The sequence below is a fragment of the Psychroserpens algicola genome (assembly GCF_014526325.1).
Lineage (GTDB): Bacteria > Bacteroidota > Bacteroidia > Flavobacteriales > Flavobacteriaceae > Psychroserpens > Psychroserpens algicola.
On record NZ_JACNMJ010000010.1, the window covers coordinates 31,321 to 51,188 of the forward strand.

Annotated in this window: 18 protein-coding genes; 11 read left to right on the forward strand and 7 right to left on the reverse strand. The window is 33.4% G+C overall.

Annotated elements, in window-relative coordinates:
* Positions 1-44: 44 nt before the first annotated feature.
* Both H7350_RS16720 and H7350_RS16725 read right to left on the reverse strand, forming a co-directional pair.
* Positions 45-2,315 carry an aconitate hydratase gene (locus H7350_RS16720; protein ID WP_204347072.1) on the reverse strand — a complete coding sequence of 757 codons (2,271 nt, stop codon included), beginning with the start codon at positions 2,313-2,315 and terminating at the stop codon, positions 45-47.
* Between the two features lie 191 nt (positions 2,316-2,506).
* Positions 2,507-3,643, reverse strand: a complete 1,137-nt coding sequence (locus tag H7350_RS16725; RefSeq protein WP_204347073.1) for an acyltransferase family protein — start codon at positions 3,641-3,643, stop codon at positions 2,507-2,509.
* A gap of 77 nt (positions 3,644-3,720) precedes the next feature.
* Between H7350_RS16725 and H7350_RS16730 the strand changes: the two genes are divergently transcribed.
* Both H7350_RS16730 and H7350_RS16735 read left to right on the forward strand, forming a co-directional pair.
* Positions 3,721-4,863 carry a hypothetical protein gene (locus H7350_RS16730; protein ID WP_204347074.1) on the forward strand — a complete coding sequence of 381 codons (1,143 nt, stop codon included), beginning with the start codon at positions 3,721-3,723 and terminating at the stop codon, positions 4,861-4,863.
* 43 nt (positions 4,864-4,906) lie between these two features.
* Positions 4,907-5,467, forward strand: a complete 561-nt coding sequence (locus tag H7350_RS16735; protein WP_204347075.1) for an SCO family protein — start codon at positions 4,907-4,909, stop codon at positions 5,465-5,467.
* Between the two features lie 53 nt (positions 5,468-5,520).
* On the opposite strand, the gene H7350_RS16740 is transcribed toward H7350_RS16735, so the two are convergent.
* From H7350_RS16740 to H7350_RS16760, 5 genes are read right to left on the reverse strand one after another with little or no spacing between them, the layout of a single operon-like run.
* The gene (locus H7350_RS16740; RefSeq protein ID WP_204347076.1) at positions 5,521-6,102 is read right to left on the reverse strand and encodes a hypothetical protein; all 582 of its coding nucleotides are present in this window, start codon (positions 6,100-6,102) and stop codon (positions 5,521-5,523) included.
* Between the two features lie 42 nt (positions 6,103-6,144).
* Entirely contained in the window at positions 6,145-7,098 is a 954-nt protein-coding gene (locus H7350_RS16745) for an AAA family ATPase (RefSeq protein ID WP_204347077.1), read from the reverse strand.
* A gap of 1 nt (position 7,099) precedes the next feature.
* The gene (locus H7350_RS16750) at positions 7,100-8,539 is read right to left on the reverse strand and encodes a peptidylprolyl isomerase (protein WP_338105789.1); all 1,440 of its coding nucleotides are present in this window, start codon (positions 8,537-8,539) and stop codon (positions 7,100-7,102) included.
* On the reverse strand, positions 8,523-9,374 hold the full coding sequence (locus H7350_RS16755) for a peptidyl-prolyl cis-trans isomerase (protein WP_235989382.1): 852 nt from the start codon (positions 9,372-9,374) through the stop codon (positions 8,523-8,525). The genes H7350_RS16750 and H7350_RS16755 overlap by 17 nt, the downstream gene beginning before the upstream one ends.
* 4 nt (positions 9,375-9,378) lie before the next feature.
* The gene (locus H7350_RS16760; RefSeq protein WP_235989383.1) at positions 9,379-11,322 is read right to left on the reverse strand and encodes a peptidylprolyl isomerase; all 1,944 of its coding nucleotides are present in this window, start codon (positions 11,320-11,322) and stop codon (positions 9,379-9,381) included.
* A gap of 311 nt (positions 11,323-11,633) precedes the next feature.
* Between H7350_RS16760 and H7350_RS16765 the strand changes: the two genes are divergently transcribed.
* The 9 genes from H7350_RS16765 to H7350_RS16805 all read left to right on the forward strand — a co-directional run bounded on the left by H7350_RS16765 (position 11,634) and on the right by H7350_RS16805 (position 19,763).
* Positions 11,634-12,089 carry an SRPBCC family protein gene (locus H7350_RS16765; protein WP_204347080.1) on the forward strand — a complete coding sequence of 152 codons (456 nt, stop codon included), beginning with the start codon at positions 11,634-11,636 and terminating at the stop codon, positions 12,087-12,089.
* A complete protein-coding gene (locus H7350_RS16770; protein ID WP_204347081.1) occupies positions 12,082-12,318 on the forward strand; it encodes a hypothetical protein in 237 nt (78 codons plus the stop codon). Before H7350_RS16765 ends, H7350_RS16770 begins: the two co-directional genes overlap by 8 nt.
* A 96-nt stretch (positions 12,319-12,414) precedes the next feature.
* A complete protein-coding gene (locus H7350_RS16775) occupies positions 12,415-14,268 on the forward strand; it encodes a M1 family metallopeptidase (RefSeq protein WP_204347082.1) in 1,854 nt (617 codons plus the stop codon).
* A gap of 108 nt (positions 14,269-14,376) precedes the next feature.
* Positions 14,377-15,540, forward strand: a complete 1,164-nt coding sequence (locus tag H7350_RS16780) for a tyrosine-type recombinase/integrase (protein ID WP_204347083.1) — start codon at positions 14,377-14,379, stop codon at positions 15,538-15,540.
* A 596-nt stretch (positions 15,541-16,136) separates the two neighbouring features.
* Positions 16,137-16,745, forward strand: a complete 609-nt coding sequence (locus tag H7350_RS16785; RefSeq protein WP_204347084.1) for a hypothetical protein — start codon at positions 16,137-16,139, stop codon at positions 16,743-16,745.
* A 148-nt stretch (positions 16,746-16,893) separates the two neighbouring features.
* Entirely contained in the window at positions 16,894-17,313 is a 420-nt protein-coding gene (locus H7350_RS16790) for a hypothetical protein (protein WP_204347085.1), read from the forward strand.
* Positions 17,314-17,927: 614 nt separating this feature from the next.
* Complete coding sequence (locus H7350_RS16795; RefSeq protein ID WP_204347086.1) at positions 17,928-18,575, forward strand: hypothetical protein; 648 nt, start codon at positions 17,928-17,930, stop codon at positions 18,573-18,575.
* 145 nt (positions 18,576-18,720) lie between these two features.
* A complete protein-coding gene (locus H7350_RS16800) occupies positions 18,721-19,296 on the forward strand; it encodes a hypothetical protein (protein WP_204347087.1) in 576 nt (191 codons plus the stop codon).
* Between the two features lie 11 nt (positions 19,297-19,307).
* Positions 19,308-19,763 (forward strand): hypothetical protein, encoded by a 456-nt coding sequence (locus H7350_RS16805; RefSeq protein ID WP_235989384.1) that lies wholly within the window; start codon positions 19,308-19,310, stop codon positions 19,761-19,763.
* Positions 19,764-19,868: the final 105 nt, after the last annotated feature.

Sequence of the window (19,868 nt, forward strand, 5' to 3'; positions counted from 1 at the left end):
TTGAAAAAATCAAGGGCTTCATCAATTAAATAACTTTTAAAATGCTAAGCAGCATTTTCTTTTTTAATTAAGTTTAAAGCAGAACCTTCATTATACCAGTCAATTTGAGATTGGTTATACGTATGGTTTACTTTAATAGTATCTTTTGTTCCATCAGCATGAACAATTTCAATTGTTAATTGCTTGTCTGGAGCAAACTCGTTTAAATCTAAGAAGTTAAACGTATCATCTTCCTGAATTAAATCGTAATCACTTTCATTTGCAAAAGTTAATCCTAACATTCCTTGTTTTTTAAGGTTGGTTTCGTGGATACGTGCAAACGATTTTACAATCACAGCTGCAACACCTAAATGACGTGGTTGCATAGCAGCATGCTCACGAGATGATCCTTCTCCGTAGTTATGATCTCCCACAACGATCGATTTAACTCCAGCAGCTTTATAAGCTCTAGCAGTATCTGGCACACCTCCATATTCACCTGTTAATTGGTTTTTAACAAAGTTGGTTTTCTTTCCAAAGGCATTTACAGCACCAATTAAAGTATTGTTTGCAATATTATCTAAATGTCCGCGGAAACGTAACCAAGGTCCAGCCATAGAAATATGATCTGTTGTACATTTTCCGAAGGCTTTAATTAAAAGTTTAGCACCAGTAATCGAATCACCTAAAGGTTCGAAAGGTGTTAGTAATTGTAGACGTTCAGAATCTGAAGCAACTTTAACTTCTACACCACTTCCGTCTGCCATAGGCTCTAAATATCCGTTATCATCCACTGCAAAACCTTTAGGAGGTAATTCCCATCCTGTTGGTTCATCAAGCATTACTTCTTCTCCGTTTTCGTTGATTAATTTATCAGTCATCGGATTAAAATCCAGGCGACCAGCAATAGCAATTGCAGCTGTTATTTCAGGAGATGCGACGAAGGCATGCGTATTTGGATTTCCATCGGCACGCTTCGCAAAGTTTCTGTTAAATGAATGAACGATACTGTTTTTAGGTGCATTTTTAGGATCTTCATAACGAGCCCACTGCCCAATACATGGTCCGCAAGCATTCGTAAAAATCTTAGCATCTAATTTTTCAAAGATTTCAAGAATTCCGTCTCTTTCTGTTGTATATCGTACCATTTCAGAACCAGGATTGATTCCAAATTCTGCTTTCGTTTTTAAACCTTTATCTAAAGCTTGTTGTGCTACAGATGATGCACGTGATAAATCTTCATAAGAAGAATTGGTACACGACCCGATTAATCCCCATTCTACTTTTAATGGCCAATCGTTAGCTTTAGCTTTTTCGTTCATAGTTGAACCAACAGCAGTTGATAAATCTGGTGTAAACGGACCGTTTAATAACGGGTTCAATTCTGATAAATCAATATCAATTACCTGATCAAAATATAATTCTGGATTCGCATATACTTCAGCATCACCAGTTAAATAGTCTTTAATTTGATTTGCAGCATCGGCAACATCTGGACGATCTGTAGCACGTAAATAACGCTCCATAGATTCGTCATAACCAAATGTTGATGTTGTCGCTCCAATTTCGGCTCCCATATTACAAATGGTTCCTTTACCCGTACACGACATTCCTGTAGCTCCTGGTCCGAAATATTCAACAATAGCTCCTGTTCCACCTTTAACAGTTAAAATATCAGCTACTTTAAGAATAACGTCTTTAGGTGCTGTCCATCCAGATAATTTACCTGTTAATCTTACACCAATTAACTTCGGAAATTTCAACTCCCAAGCCATACCAGCCATCACATCAACAGCATCTGCTCCACCTACACCAATGGCAACCATTCCTAATCCACCTGCATTTACGGTGTGAGAATCGGTTCCAATCATCATTCCGCCAGGAAATGCATAATTTTCTAATACTACCTGATGAATAATTCCTGCGCCAGGTTTCCAGAAACCAATTCCGTATTTATTTGAAACAGACTCTAAGAAATTAAACACTTCGTTACTCGTATTGATAGCATGTTGCAAATCTGAAGTTGCTCCATTTTTAGCTTGAATCAAGTGATCACAATGTACAGTTGTTGGAACAGCCACTTTAGGCTTTCCAGCTTGCATAAATTGCAATAAAGCCATTTGTGCTGTTGCATCCTGACACGCTACTCTATCTGGTGCAAAATCGACATAGTCTTTACCTCTAGTAAAAGCTTTTGTTGGATTGCCATCCCAAAGATGTGAGTATAATATTTTTTCTGAAAGTGTTAATGGTTTACCAACAATATCACGAGCTGCATCTACACGCTCAGTCATATTAGCATAAACCTTTTTTATCATGTCTATATCAAAAGCCATATATATTTATTAAAGGGTTAATTATCGTATTAAAAAGTCTCGCAAAATTACGAATTTTAAAACATATTTAAAAATATGTAACAAAATGCTAAAAACATTAAACATAACTCACTAAAACCATTATTTTTTAGACTTAAAATGAAATATTAACAAAAAAAATAGGTCAAAATTATTAAATTAACAAATACATCTTATTTAAAATGATTCTTAATTCTATCAGAATCACGAAGATTGGTCATTGGTCGTTCAAAAAGTATATACAATATATACGATAGCATTATTGTCACCACAATATATATGGTAAGATAGATTGTAAGTGTTGATGTTGACAACGCTTCCGTAGGAAAAAAATGTTTCATGAGTTGCATCACTACAGAATAGTGAATTAAATACATAGAATAAGAAATCAAACTAATGAGAGTTACTGGTATCAAAATAAATTTAGGTGCCGATTTCAGCTGTGATAAAAACGGAAGTGTGAATGCAATTGCTATGGAGTTAATCGGTAGGTAAAGTACATTCCAAAAAAAGGGATGACTTTCTATAAAGATCTGTTTCATAGGCACTACAAAATTCAACCCTAAAAACATAAGACCTCCAAGTATTAAAAATAAATAACGATAACGTTTCCAAAATGAAACCCAATTAATCGATACATAAGCTGCTAAAACACCATAATAAATGGCATCGATTCTATATATGGTCACCGCTTTTAAATTTACATTCCAAAATATCATATTCGCATTTGGGTGACTAGTGTTATAAAACACTTTGGTGATAAAAAAGAACAGTAGAATCACACCTGTCACATAAAAGAATAATCTGGATCTGTTAATTTTCAGTTTAAAAAATAGTACAAGGTATAGTAATAATGGTCCGATGATATACGCAAACTCTTCGATAGGCAAACTCCAGGATTCACCAAAAAAGAGCGGCATTTCCCAAGCAAAATTCTGAATAAAGAAGGCATACTGCCATACGTGATCAGGCAAAACAGTTCCTAAAAACAGAGCTAAAACCAGATTAAATAACAGAATTAAATAATAATTGGGCAACGTTCTAAACCAGCGTCTTACCCAAAAATAGCTTACACTTTTAAAATTAAAATCATCATTTACAAACAGACGATAAATCAATCTTCCTATCAAAAAACCACTCAGTACGAAGAATATTTCTACGCCTAAAACACCTGCAATACTCATTAAGTCAGTAAGTACATTTTTTGCTGGCGGAAAAATCCAAACTGCATGCGAGGCTACAACTAGCAAAATAGCAACAGCTCTCATAATATCTAAACCAAAAATGCGCTTTTCGTAATCTATTTTCATTTATATGATTCAACCTATGCCCAGCTATATTTTTTTTATACTAGACGATTCATTACATTTGATTATACACAAAACTGATGCGTAAGACGTTTAAATTTATATTAATTTTTCTTGTTCTGGTGCTCGCTGGCGGATTTATTTATTTCAAATCTTTAAAAACAAGACACCAGGAACTCATCAAGTCTAAAATTTATTACACGTTAAATATAGTAGATTCTGAATGGAAAAAAGACCTCAGCGATAACAGTGTTGTATTTACCTCTCCAACCTTTGTAATTAGTAATATTTATAAATCTATGGAAGGTCCTAAATCAGATCAGTATGTCGTTATTGACGACACAAAAGAGGAGTTGTTATTTTTAACAGCATTTAAAACTAATGCGGTGTCTTCGGATGAATCGCGTCAAATGTCTAATGATTTTGTTTGTCATACTAATTTTGAATATCGCGATGCCGAGCATTATAACCGTTGGAATATGACCAATCGCATCAATTCTCAATATCCAAGAATCACTTCGATAAGTAATGGTGTAGAAGATTTCGAATTACCTGACGGATTTGGTTTCCCTGTATTTTCAAATGAACGTTTATTTATTAATGCACAGGCACTTAACCATAACATCACAGATTCTACATTTCACATCAAGCATAAAATCAAAATTGGCTATGTAAAAAACAGTGAAAAAACATTAATTCCCTTACAGCCAAAAACGGTATTTATGATGTTTCCTTTTGATCCTGAAAACCCGTATCAAGGTCCGACAGAACTCCTTCCTAATGCCTGTATTCCTGTGGAAACAAAAAATCACACTTACATAGACACGAAAGGAAATCCCTTATCTGGTCACTGGATTATCAAACCAGGAGCCTATAATTATGTATACGACACTACCGAACAATTAAAAATTAAAGACAGCATACGATTACATCAAATCACATCGCATTTACACCCGTTTGCTAATCGTTTTCAGCTACGAGACAAAACTACAGGTGAAGTCATTTATGATTGTAAAAGTGAAAATTTCACAGATAAAATCGGATTAAAAACTACACCTTCATTTTCTAGTCAGAAAGGTGTTTGGCTATATGAAGATCATAAATATGAAATGTTACTTGATGTTGATAACACCACTGAAAAGAATCAAGAAATGATGGCGAGTATGGCTATTTTTTATTACGATCCTGAAATGCATGATAAGATAAGTGCACTAAAACTTTGACCTCTTGAAATTTAAAATCCTTTTACTTACTCTTTTTTGCGTAATGGCTTGCAAGGAATCAGCTTCAGAACTTCCTATTTTAAGCTACAATTTTAAAGACGGAAACAAAGAACTATATACCATTGATGACTTTTCGCTAGTAAATCAGGATGGAGATACTATTTCGGGTAAATCTACCAAAGGTATTGTGCATACTATGAATTTTTTCTTTACGACCTGCCCTTCTATTTGTCCGCCAATGCGTATCAAGCAACAGGAACTTTCAGAAGCCTTTTCCGAAGAAAACCAGTTTAAACAATTTTCGATTTCTATAGATTTTAAAAATGACACCTTAGCGCGACTTCAGCAATACGCTAAGCGACATGATATAAATACCAAGCAGTGGCAGTTATTACGAGCAGTGTCAGAAACAGAATTAGAAAAGATAGCACAACAGCTGAAAACAAATTTTAAACCCAATGATGAGGATGGTACCGACTTTTACCATTCGAGCTATGTGGCTTTAATTGACAAGAATCAATATATACGCGGATTTTATAATATTCTTATTGATGACGAAGTTCAGCTTTTAAAATCAGATATAGCTCAATTATTGAAGCAATAAAAAAACGATTACCAGAAATGATAATCGTTTTTTTGGTCTATATAAGGTATTACTTATTGAAATACCGAATAACTTACATTTGTAAATGTTCCTGTATACGTCATATATTCTTCATCTTGAGAATTAAAATTTCTTAAGAGCACATCAAAAGTTCCAGACACTTCTAAGTTTGAAGCATCATTACTTGTTATAGTGATATCTCCGATATCTTCAAGATCGTTTAATTCTGAAATAAAGACTTCCTGACCAATGAGAAAGGTTACTAAAGCTTCATCGCAATACGTTGTACCATTAATAGATTCACAATCTGTATCTGGTCCCATTTCGGTATTGGTATTATATGATTTTACAACCACGCCATCTGCAGGAGGATTTTGAAATTCCCAGTTTGAAATCGACAAAATAAACGTTCCGCCATCTATGTCACAACGCAAGTCTAAACGTCTGGCTCCTTGATCGCCTTGAGACGTGATAATTAGTGTGTTATTAATATTTTCGCCTTCAAATGTGACACCATTTTTAATAACAATAAAGGATTCTGTTCCTCCTGATGGCGAATCACCACTACTATCATCACTACTACATGACATGAATGTGAATACAACTAAGGCTAAGGCAAGTAATTTAAATTTCATAAATTTTGTGTTTTAGATTTAGGGTCTAAAATACAAAAGTTATTAGAATAAGCTTTTGATGATTTGATCGTCTGTAATGCCTTCGGCTTCAGCTTTGTAGTTTTTGATAATTCTATGACGTAGAATACCAGATGCCACAGCCTGAATATTTTCAATATCCGGAGAAAATTTGCCGTTTATTGCAGCATGAGTTTTTGCCGCTAAAATTAAGTTTTGAGAAGCTCTTGGTCCTGCTCCCCAATCTACAAATTCGGAAACTAACTCTGAAGCTGTTGATGCTTTCGGTCTGGTTTTACTCACCATCGTTACGGCATACTCTATCACATTATCTGCAACAGGAATACGTCGAATCACATTTTGAAAATCGATAATTTCTTGAGCTGAAAACAAAGCATTTACAGTCTGCTGAACATCTGTAGTTGTCGATTTCACCACTTGAACTTCTTCAGCGAACGACGGATATTCTAAATTAATAGCAAACATAAAACGGTCTAATTGCGCTTCAGGTAACGGATAGGTTCCTTCTTGCTCAATTGGGTTTTGCGTTGCCAATACAAAATAGGGTAAACTTAATTTATAATGATGTCCTGAAACAGTTACAGCACGCTCTTGCATTGCCTCTAATAAAGCGGCTTGCGTTTTTGGTGGTGTACGGTTAATTTCATCTGCAAGAATGATATTTGCAAAAATAGGTCCCTTTATAAATTTGAATTGTCGGTTTTCATCTAAAATCTCACTACCTAAAATATCGCTAGGCATTAAATCTGGTGTAAATTGAATACGCTTAAAATCTAATCCTAAGGCTTGAGCAATCGTATTTACCATTAAGGTTTTTGCCAAACCAGGAACTCCAATGAGTAAGGAATGACCTCCAGAAAATATCGAAATAAGAATTTGATTTACAACCTCATCCTGACCAACGATAACTTTGGCAATTTCGGTTTTTAGGGCATTATACTTTTTTACAAACTGTTCTATTGCAGCGACATCAGACATATTATTTCTTTTCTGTTTTTAACCAGTTACTATTAAAATCACATCCTTTATAATCGTCATTGATTTTAACATAGGTATCATATATTTTTTCTTCTTGCCATTTTTTGATTTCTTCAAATTGTTTTTCCTGTAAAGCCAGGTTTTTAATTTTTAGATAATCACGTGCAAAATCAGCTTGATGTTCATCGATTCTATCAGTAACGGTTAGGATTTTAAATTTCACCGGATTAATTCTATCCTGATCTTCGAGTACAAGACTTATTTCATCATCCTTCAAATCCTGAATTTGTCCGTAAAGTTCTGGATCCATTTTTGTCAATTCCATACTAGAATCTTGAGTATATGGATTTATCAGTTGTCCGCCTTCATATTTAGTTTCTTCTTCGTCACTAAATTCACGAGCAGCATCAGCAAAGGTTAAATCACCAGCAACAATTTGCTCTCTAACCTTAGTGATTTTTTCTTTTGCAGCCTGAATAGATGCTTCGGTAATTTCAGGACGCAATAAGATATGTCTGACATCATATTCTTGTCCTCTGATTTTTTCAAGTAAGATGATATGGTATCCGAAATCGGTTTCAAAAGGCTCTGAAATTTCGCCTTCCTGAAGTGAGAATGCCACATCGCGAAACTCCTTAACCATTTGAGGACGCTTTCTGTTTAAGGTGTACATTCCTCCTTTACTTCGCGCTGCTTTATCATCAGAATAAAATACAGCTTTAGTCGTAAAACTTGCTCCATTTTCAATAACGTCTGCTTTAAATTCTTTTAACCTGTCAATAACAGCTTGTTTTGATGCTTCAGTAATTTCAGGAATAACTACAATTTGAGCGACTTTAAGTTCGGTTCCAAACTCTGGTAATGAATCTTTTGGGATACTATTATAATACTCTCTAACTTCTTCTGGAGTTACCTCAACATCTTCAATAATTTTACGTTGCATGTCGGCAGCTAGTTTGGCATTTTTATTAATTTCAAACATTTCTTCACGCAAACTCTGCTCTGTATCCTTTTTGTAGAACTCTAACAACTGCTGCATAGAACCACCTTTTTGTTCTAAGAATGCATTTATTTGCTGTTCAATATTTGAGCGAATTTCTAATTCGTTAACTGTGATACTATCCTGAATTGCGTGGTGTGCATATAATTTATCTTCCAGCAACTTTCCAAATAACTCACATCTGGTAATACTTGCAATAGATACACCTCTTGCCTGAAGCTGAATATATTCTTTATCTATATCAGAATCTAAAACCACAAAATCACCAACTACTGCCGAAACACCATCAACTTTTTTTCGACCTGTAGTAGTTTGGGTAGAATCCAATTGTTTTTTAGACGTATCTACGACATCTTCAATAATTTCTTGAGCAGAAGATAAATTCACTGCTAACACACACAATACTAGTGTCGCAAATGTCGATTTAATTGTAGATTTCAAATTGTTTGTTTTTAATTGCATCTTTGGTAATATCTTTTTCAAGTTGTTTAATCAACTCTAATTTTCTTTTATTAATTACAATCTGTTTAATTGTAGGCATTACGTACTCTAAAGGCGCTAAATCGTTTTGAGACAGCACGTCTTTTATTTGCATCAAATATAGGTCTAATGAATCTTTGAGTTGTACAAAATTAGATTTTTTTAACAGTTCTTTTTTGTTTTCAGAATTGAGCACACTAATTTTTTCAGTGATTTGCGAAGCTTTGACCCAAATAGAATCATTTAGTGAATAGGTTTTAAACTGAACTGAAATAGAATCTAAATAGCGTTTATCGTCCGCATCAAAGCGTTTAAATCGTGTCCTTATTTCGTCTTCGTTTATAGCGTTTTGAGGAATTGTTATGTATCTAAATTTTACCAATTCTTCATTGAGTTTGAAGGATTCCTGATTGGCTTCATAGACTTTTTTAGCTTGAGCCTCATCCATAACTGTATCAATACTTTTATTAACCAATGCTTCTAGATATGCTTTGGTATACAGGTCATTTTTGTATTGATCTACAAGCTTATTAAAATCGGTTTGTTTGCTTTCGGGTAAATTTCGCTCTGCACCATCCAACAAAAGCTGTTGTGTTGCCCATCGGTTAATAAAACTCGTTACTATTTGAGTGCTGTCTTGAGCAGGAGCGCCTTCGATTACCAGACCTTCAATATCATCTTCATACAAGTAAACGTCACCAACTCTGGCCACAGGAATTCGATCATCTGACTCTTTAAAAAAATCACATGATGCTAAACAAAACAGACTAATAATAACAACCGAAAGCTTTTTCAATAGTTTAATTTAAGATTTGTTTTTTTACACGTTTTAATACTGAATCGTTAATTTTAACTTTAAAACGTTCATGTAAGGATTTAACCCAGTTTTCTTCGATGTGGTTTTGGTAATCGCTTACAACTTTTCCTCTGGATTCCTCTAAGGTTTTCTGTCCGGCAGGCAACACAGCATTGACTATAATAACATGAAAAGCATCATTGTGTTTGTAGATTTCAGAAACGCCTTCTTTAAACTGGAAATTTTCGGGTAGTGCACGATGGCCTTTTTCAAATACATCTGATGTAGAAATGACCTTTAAATCGTCTTTTGTATTCATATCTGATAAGATATCTTCTTCGGAAACACCTTTAGACAATTCATTTTTCACTTTTTCAATCACAGCATGAGATGCCGAGGACATGATGACAGCCTCAACGCGATCATCCCAAAGGTAATCAGACTTATGAGCATTGTAGTACTCCTCTAACCCAACAGAATCCTTAGAAGCAGCATTCCATACTTCTTTTTCCATAAGATCAAATAACAACAATCCATCTCTATATTCTTTTAATACAAAAGCAAAATCTTCATTTTCAAACTCCAGATTATCTTCTCTGAATTTTAAAACTTCATTCTCTAAAAATGTTTTATATTCCGTGTCTATAATAGTGTTCAACTCCACTTTTCTATTATAATATTGCCGTTGGGATTTAAGAAGGTGGTTAGCAAAATCCTGATACACAACATCTTTTCGTCCGTCGATAGTAATGAGAGGTTGTTTTGCATTCATATCTTCAGGAGCTTTCCAGGCCTGATTTAAATAGGCCTCAGTTATAATTGTTTTAAAGTAATCTAAACCTTCTGAATGTTGTTTTACATTATATTTGGTCATTAACTTTTTTACCATCGCTGAGTTAATCAACTTAGATCTCGAGTCGCGTTTTACTCGGTTTTCGAGTTCTGCTTTAACATCTTCAAAAGGCTGAATTCCTTTTTTACGAATCAATTTAACAATGTGCCATCCATAATCGGTTTCAAACGGTGTAGACACATCGCCTGGTTGCTCTAATGAAAACGCCACATCTTCAAAGGCTTTAGAACCTAATTGTCCGCCTACAAATGGTGATAAAGTTCCGCCTTTATTTGCTGAGCTTTTATCATCTGAAAACTGCTTAGCTAAGGCCTCAAATGTTTCCCCTTGTTCAAGCTTTTTATAAATTTGACGAACACGCGTTTCAGGAACAACTGTACTATCCTTTTGTTTATTAGACACCATAATATGCGCTACAGTGACTTCACCTAAGGCTTGTCGTTTATCAAATACTTTTAAGATATGATATCCAAAACGGGTTCTAAATGGCATTGACACCTCTCCTACTGGAGTATTGAAAGCTACGGACTCAAAAGGATAGACCATTTTAAAACCTCCAAAATATCCTAAGTCTTCAGCAAAAATTGTTTTTCCGTTATGTACAGACTTTTGAACATTGGCATAACCTTCATTAATGACTCGATCTCTCAATTGTAATAATTGGTTATAAACAGCAAGAGTATCAGTTTCAGATTCATCAATACGAACTAAAATATGAGATACTTTAACATCATTAGTGGTGCGTTCATAAGCTTCTTCAACTAAGGCATCTGTAACTTTGTTATCAGACATGTAGTTTTTGGTCAGCTGCTTTTTATAATTATTAAACTCTCTGATGTACTTCGCATCTTTGTCAAGTTCTAATCGTCTCGCTTCTTTAACTTTAAGCTGGTAGCTTACAAAAAGCTCTAAATAGGCATCGATATCCTTTTGAGACTCATCTTTAACTAAGTCCAAGTTTTTATTATAAACTCTAATAAAATCGGTTGCTTTAACAGGCGTGTCATCTACTGTAAACAGTACATCATCCTTTTTTACCTGTGAGTGAGACATCAAAGCAAAGCAAAGAAAAACTGTGGTTATTATTAATTTCATCTGCATTTATTTATTCTTTTTATGAGTTAAATACAACTATTAAAATCAAAAACATGTTTTTATAGTTATCTGTATTCTATAATTGAATTGACATGCTAATTTCAGCAAAAATAATACAATTCATATATAAAACAAGTGGCATGTTGCAAACGTATACGATTTGGTTTTAGTATTGAAAATATATGGTCTAAAGATTTTAAAGTTCAAAGAAAATGACCACTCAACTAAAATTATTGCTATTAAACTTTTAATCGCTTTAATTCATAGGAATCTACTTATATTAGTGAAGAATTATCCCTCTAAAATTCAAAATGAAATATACTACAGAAATAAAGGTTAATGTTCCTTTAGATGAGTTCATAAAAAAGATGGACAATGTTGAAAACATGAAGCACTGGCAGCGCGGATTGGTTTCTGCCGAACACATATCGGGTGATCCTGGTGAATTAGGCGCAAAAATGAAACTCAAATACAAGTTTGGGAATCGTAAAATGGAACTCATTGAAACCATTACCAAACGTAATTTTCCTCACGAATTCCATGCAAACTACACAACAAAAAGTATGCATAACGTACAAGAAAATTATTTTGAAAAAACCAGTGAAGGATTTACGAAATGGACTTCCAAAAGTGAATTTTTACCACTAAATTTGGTGATGCGAATTTTACTTTTTATTATGCCAGGAACATTTAAAAAGCAATCCTTAAAATACATGCAGGATTTTAAAAACTTCGCCGAAAACGGAACCTCTGTAGCCAATGCGTAAACTTAAACTTATTTGGGACTTTCGTGGTCCTGATGCCCTAAAGATTGCTGAACATCACGAAAAGCACCTCAAGGAATATATCACTATTCAAAATACCCAACTTAATATTACAGGATTTGAGCTCATCAATGAGGCTCATAGCATTGCATTTATGGTTGTAACAGATGATGAAATGAAACCGATTAGAGATGCACTAAAACCGCATAGAGGGCAATTATATTCTGAATAATTTTACTTTTTTCTTAAAAACACAAGACGTAACTCAACATAAAATTCTATTTTACGTTGCACTATTAAAATGACTAAAGACACTCAAATACACATTATGAAAACACGCACACTATTATATGCCTTACTGGTATTAACCTTTAGCTGTAACGATGATAAAAAAGCAGAACCTACAACGCCGAAATACGTTGAAGAACTACATTCATACGCAAAACCTAATACCTCAGCAATCAAGCATTTAGACTTAGACATAGATGTTAATTTTGACAAGCAAATTATCGATGGTGTAGCGACGTATACTATTGAAAATAATAATGCTACGGAAATCGTATTAGACGCTAAGTTTTTAAACATTGCTTCTGTTGAAGCTGACGGACAAAACACCGAATTTGAGTTAGGCGCATTCGATGAACAATTAGGACAAGCTTTAACAATTAAAATTTCCGAAGACACAAAAACAGTGGCTGTTCATTATCAAACAACGTCTAAAACAGAAGCCTTACAATGGTTGAATCCGCAACAAACTGCAGACAAAACCCATCCGTTTTTATTCACCCAAGGTCAGGCCATTTTAACACGTAGCTGGATTCCAATTCAAGATAGTCCGCAAATTCGAATCACCTACAATGCTACTGTAAAAGTACCTTCAGAGTTGATGGCAGTTATGAGTGCTCAAAATCCGAAAGAAAAAACTGCAGATGGTGTTTATAAGTTCACTATGAATCAACCCATTTCACCATATTTAATGGCTTTAGCTGTAGGTGATTTAGAATATAAAGCGGTAAGTCACCGAACTGGAGTATATGCCGAAAAATCGATGATTGACAAAGCACATTCTGAATTTAGTGATATGGAAAAAATGGTCGTTGCAGCCGAAAATTTATACGGAGCTTACGACTGGGAGCAATTTGATGTGATTGTTTTACCGCCTAGTTTTCCGTTTGGAGGCATGGAAAATCCGCGTCTCACATTTGCGACTCCAACTGTTATTGCTGGAGACAAGAGTTTAACATCCTTAATTGCACATGAGTTAGCACATTCATGGTCTGGGAATCTTGTTACGAATGCGACCTGGAACGATTTCTGGCTTAATGAAGGGTTTACGGTTTATTTTGAAGTTAGAATTATGGAAGCTTTATACGGAAAAGATCGCGCCAATATGATTGCGCTTATCGGACGACAAGATTTAGAAGAAGAAGTTGAAGGATTTAAGGATGAGCCTGAAATGACAAAATTAAAGCTCGATTTATCTAATAAAAATCCAGATGATGGTATGAATAGCATTGCCTACGATAAGGGCTATTTGTTTTTAAGAACCCTTGAAGAGACTGTTGGTCGCGAAAAATTTGATGCGTTCCTAAAAGGCTATTTTAAAACCAATGCTTTTTCAACAGTGACAACCGAAGGATTTATTGATTACCTCAACACGAATCTTTTAGAACCCAACAATGTTGATTTTAACGTTAACGAATGGGTTTACGAACCAGGTGTACCTGAAAATCAAGCTAAGATAGTTTCTGATAAATTTGACAATGCCGAACGTGTTTTAAATGAATTTATAGCGAATAAGGTTGTCGATGTTTCGAAAACTAAAGACTGGACGACACAAGAATGGGTGTATTTTATTAGAAATTTCCCTGAAACTATCACTACTGAAGATTTAGAACGTTTTGATAAGGCGTTTAATTTTACCAATTCGAGCAATACTCATATTGCAATGGTATGGTATGAGCAGGCTATTAATCATGATTATCATGGCAATAACGTGGACCAAAATATTGAAGATTTTTTAATTCGTGTCGGTCGACGTTGGTATGTTTCGACTTTGTTTAAAGCCTATAAACGAAATGATAAGGTTGATGAAGCTTTAGCGATATATAAAAAATCCAGACCAAACTACCATTCGGTGACTGCAAATACCATTGATGAGATGTTAGGTTATAATGAGTAAATTTAACTGATTTCAGCCCATTTCCGCAGTAATAATTAAGACTCACTTTAATTGCATAAGTGTCGATTTTTTCCTATATTTATAGGTTAGAAATTTTTACCCTATCCTATGAAAAATGCTGTTATTACACTGAAAACCAAATATTATAATAAAGCAGAACAGATTTTAATTTACTTTGATTTCAACTGGAAAATTATCGAATTAGCACGTACAATTCCGAACAGAAAATGGAGTGCATCAATGTCTTGCTGGTATGTTAAACGTTCACCGGAAATTTTACAAACTATTCACAATACATTTCATGAATATACTATTGATGATTTGGAAGTCAAGCAAACACCTTCTATAGTACTTGAACATGATACTTCGCAATTAACAAATACACAGCGCCAAATTTTAAATGGGTTTTATAGCTATTTAAAAGGGAAACGTTATAGTGATAGTACAATTAGCACCTATACCTTTTTGATAAGTGATTTTTTAGCGTATTATCATCAGGTATTAACTCCAGAATTAACCAATCGACAAATAGAATTATATATTGAAGATGTTTATATAAAACGGAAATATTCGATAAGCAAGCAACGGCAATTTATAAGTGCCTTAAAGATTTTCAAAGTTTATTATCCTGAAGTTACATTTAGTGCAATAGATCTTATACGTCCTAACAGAGACCGTTATTTACCCACTGTTTTATCTAAAGAAGAAGTGATTTATTTGATAAGAGTTACCAAAAACTTAAAACACAGAGCGGTTATAGCAATCATATATTCTTGCGGATTGCGGATTAGTGAATTAATTAATTTGGAGCTTAAGCATATTGATATTAACAGACGGCAAATCATAATTAAAAATTCAAAAGGACGTAAAGATCGTTACGTGATTATTGCTGAGAGCTTTTTGCCGTTGTTGCGAAACTATTTAGGCACCTATGCTCCTAGTTGTTATTTTGTTGAAGGTCGTAATCAACAAAGATACAGCGCAGAGAGCGTTCGTCAATTTTTAAGGCAATCCTGTAGGTTAGCAAATATACACAAGCGTGTGACGCCTCACACTTTACGACATAGTTATGCAACACATTTATTAGAAAATGGTATTGACTTGAGGTATATTCAGGAACTTTTAGGGCATTCGAAGCCAGAAACGACGATGATTTATACTCATGTCGCAAAAAAGGATTTATTGTATATTAAGAGTCCGTTAGACATTGCTGTTAAGCAGTTTATGTCAACCGCAAATGAAAAGCAAAAACTTGTCATATCCGGAAAATAGCATCCAATTTTGGTTATATTTGTTTTGATATAACTAGTTAGCAACAATAGTGCACGAGCAAAATTTCGGTATTTTATCATAAGTAGTTTCAAGCACAAATGTTTCGGATTTGATTTAAACAACTTCCCTTCTATCCTTTTTTGAAGAACCAAACGCTCTGTGGTTCGTGTACCTTTATAAAGTTGTCGGAATCTTATACATACTTGCCAAATTTTAGTGGTGCGTTATGAATCGTTCTTTTCCAAAAAAGGTGTCTGTCTTTAAAACAATGTTGCAACCTAAATGCTTGAGTGTGACCTGTACTTTTTTATAAACGCAACGGGTTCTTGGGTGTATCTGTCAAATTCGCCAAAGCATTTCTGATTCGGTTGCATGTGATAATCAGTTTTCTTTTTCTCATCCAATGGTTCGTGTTGCCCTAAAGTGGCTAACAACGTGTATAATATATTGCTATTAATAGCTTACTCGGAAAATCCTGCGGATTTTCCTCTGGTTCGTGACTTTTTACTAACTTAGTTCCTTACCAACGCAACATATCATAACACGAAGCCGTTACCACACATTTGAGAAAAATAAAGTACATATCAGTAATCTTTTTGAGTATTATCGCAATTCTTTTTCTTTCTATTTTACTAACTAATAATAAACTGAAAGGGACTTGGATTGGTATGTATAACGAATATCCTGATATGGAATTATATATGGCGAATGAACGCATATTCACACTTGCCAATTATTCATATTCAGAACAAGGACCAAAATACGAACTGACTAAAAAGAGAAATGGATTTTACCTAAATGCTCTAAACCTAATCAAATCGGAATTTAACACTTACGAAATAATCGGAATTGAAAACGATTCTCTAAGAGTTAAATCAAAACAATACGAATCTGGTTTCCGAACTTTTCATAGAATAGATGACTCACTTAAATTTGGTCAGAAAATAAATATTGCTGGGAAGAAATTTTTATTTAGTAATGGAAAAAAAACGGATACGGTTTATTTTAGGAATGATTCCATATTTAAGGATTCATCATACGAATTCAATCATCAATGGGAATTAATTGAGCATAGTGGATTTCAAATCCTCTTTATCGAAGAATTTCCACCCTTTGTTATAACAAAACAAGATAAAAATAGTATTGAATTAAAAAGGTTTGAAAACCCGAATGACAATTATAAGTTGACTGAATTAAAAAAATAAAAACGTGTGGTAACAACGTGTATAGCTCATTGCGGCTGAATTCCTAATCGGAATTCATTGCAATTTGCTATCTTCGTTTTACGGCGGAAAATCCTCGCGGATTTTCCGCAACGAGCCATACACAAAACCGTTGGCAACAAGCTGTAAAATGGCATTACTGAAAAATCATTACATAAATCTAGCGATAGTTATTGCTGGAATAATTAACGCAATTGTTGGCGGAATTTTGATTTATTCATCATTTCAAGGTCATTCTAGTTTTGGAGTTATTGCAGGAGCTTTAATACCTCTTGCTGCTCTTGCTTTTTATGGAGATGGATATGGAAAATATAAAAACTTCGAGATTACAAAAGACGTCATAAAAAAGATATTCAAACCGAGTATTAAAATTGGAATTACTCTTTTATTATTAATGGTAATAATCGTGACGTGGATAAGTATTTCTCAAAACGAAATTTCAATTGATTTTGAATATTTATACTTTTTTACAATAATTCTTCTATTTTTTTTGATTCCAAATTTACTCGTTCAGTTTGGCTTCTATTTATTCTTAAAAAGAAAATGCTGAAAAACAATCGAAAACTAATTATACTAATATTCATCATAATTCTGACTTTTATTTTCGGAATGCGATACGAATTGGATTATCGGATTTTGACTCGTAGAACAGTAAAATATTTAGCGAATTATGAACTAGGATTTTATGGAGGAAAGGACTTTAGACTTTTTGAAACGGACATTGCTTTCATTTTGACTTTAATCCCAATCGGAATTTATTTCACATCTCGAAAAGTTAGTTCTCTTACCAAAATAATCGGGCTGAATTTAGTATATCTGATTTCAATTCCGACTTTTTACTGTCTTTTTTGCTATCTCGAAAGTCAGTTTATAAAAACAACCATAACCAATCCAATAATAAATAACGGAGTTTTAAAATATCATCAAAATAACGTGAATTACAGAATGATTTTATTTTTGTCAATAATCTCGACGTTTATTAGCGGAATTATAATTAAGAAAATCACTAATAAAAAAAAGCCAGTTGCCAACAACGTGTATAACTAATTGCTATTCTGTGTGTACTCGGAAAATCCTACGGATTTTCCTATTGGCTAGTTTCTTTTTGTTAACTTAGTTCTCGCCAACGCAACAAGCCATACACAAAACCGTTGTAAGTAATTTATGAAAAATTGTCTGCTTTTTTTATTAATTATATTATGTTCAGTTTCTCTTTATTCTCAGGAAGAAGAATGGAATAGATATGAAATAGATTCAATTTTTTCTGTAAAAATGCCTGGTGAAAATATTTATATACTAGATACAATTACGCAAGGAAAAAAAATGCGTCTAGTTTATACAACAGCTGATAATTCGACCTATATAGCTCAAAGAATTTTAATTGAAAGTAATTCAAGCGACAAAAATTTATCAAATCTTCCTCACGATAAAAAATCACTTTTAGAATATTATGAAGGATTTGCTAATGGGATAAGTAAAAGTAGAAACTTAGAAATCACAAATGAAATTGAAATCGAGCTAGATAGCTTTTCAGGAATGAAGATAAAAACTAACAATTCAACGGAGTTTGAAATATTTATTCTAAATAATTACGCTTATTCTTTTAATTATATTAATAATGAATTCTTTGATCTTGAAGAAAAAGATTTCTTTTTCAATTCAAAAGAAATTAACAAAGAAGTAGAAATTAGTCAATATAAAGGAAAGTCGAAAACTTTTAAATTATCTTACCTTGTAGGATACTATACTCCTTACTTTTTAGTATTTATTATTATTGTATTTGTTATATACAAAATCACTAGAAAGAAATAACTACTTACAACAACGTGTATAATTCATTGTTTGGTTCATGTGTACTCGGAAAATTCCTGCGGAATTTTCCATAGGTTCGTTTCCTTTTACTAACTTAGACCTAGCCAACACAACGAAATCATACACAAAACCGTTACCTACAATATTGAAAAAGATCTTTCAAATAATAGTTCTAACTCTAATCACAGCTTGTGGTACAACTAATCATAGTACTAAATCAATTGCAGACGAAAAGTTTGAGTTATGTTCTAAATTAAGAAATGAAGAACTTATTACTTTATATAAACTTGATGAAGAAAAACTTCCATACATAAGGAACATTCACAGTCTACTAGAAAACTATTTAATTCAAGAAGATTATTTGAAAGAAATCTCAAAGAAAGGATACACTCATTTATTAAATAATGTAAAGTTAAACTTGATTAAGCCAGAATTCTTTGAAAAATTCAAAAATCATCTTGGTTATGATCCAAATATACTTTTCCCAAGAGGAGGTCACAGTCGTTGCTATGATTATTTAATAACTAATTTGAAAATAATTGATGAAAATAGTTGGCAATACAAATTCAGAGACGGTTATTGGAAATCTGAAGCAAACGGATTTTTCATCTCTGATATCACTGAATTAATAAAAGGAATGAATGAAATCCCAGATGAAAAATTCCAAATGATTATGTATCGAAAAGTATTCTTGAATTTAATATATGCACATTTGAATTAGAATTACGGTTTATGAAAAAATCACTTCTTTTAACATTAATAGCCTTTTTAATATTGTGTTGTAACGATAAAAAGAAAACCGAATCTTTAACTTTTGAACAAGCAGAATTGGAATTAGCAGATTATAGTGAGGAAGATCAAGAAAAAGAATATGAATTCTTAAAAGCAAACATATTTAACGGATTGAAAAACCTTAATGACGGATTCGACTCTGAATCTATATATTATTTCTCAGAATCAGATTTTGAAATTGTACTCAACCGAATAGAAAAAAACGGAATAGCAATTTATGGAATCGAACCTTGGTTTAACGGACATTATTATGGAGTAAAAGTTGCTGAGGAATACAATAGCTTAGCTACAAATCCGAATTGGTACAGAAAGGCATTCTCAGAATTCAAAAAGAGCGAAAAAGAATTAATGTATGCGGCAACTTACGGCGTACCTAAGGAATTATTTACGGAATAAAAATACTGTAGGTAACAACGTGTATAACTAATTACTTGGTCTGTGCGTACTCGGAAAATCCTAGCGGATTTTCCTAATGGTTCGGTTTCTTTTATTAACTTAGTT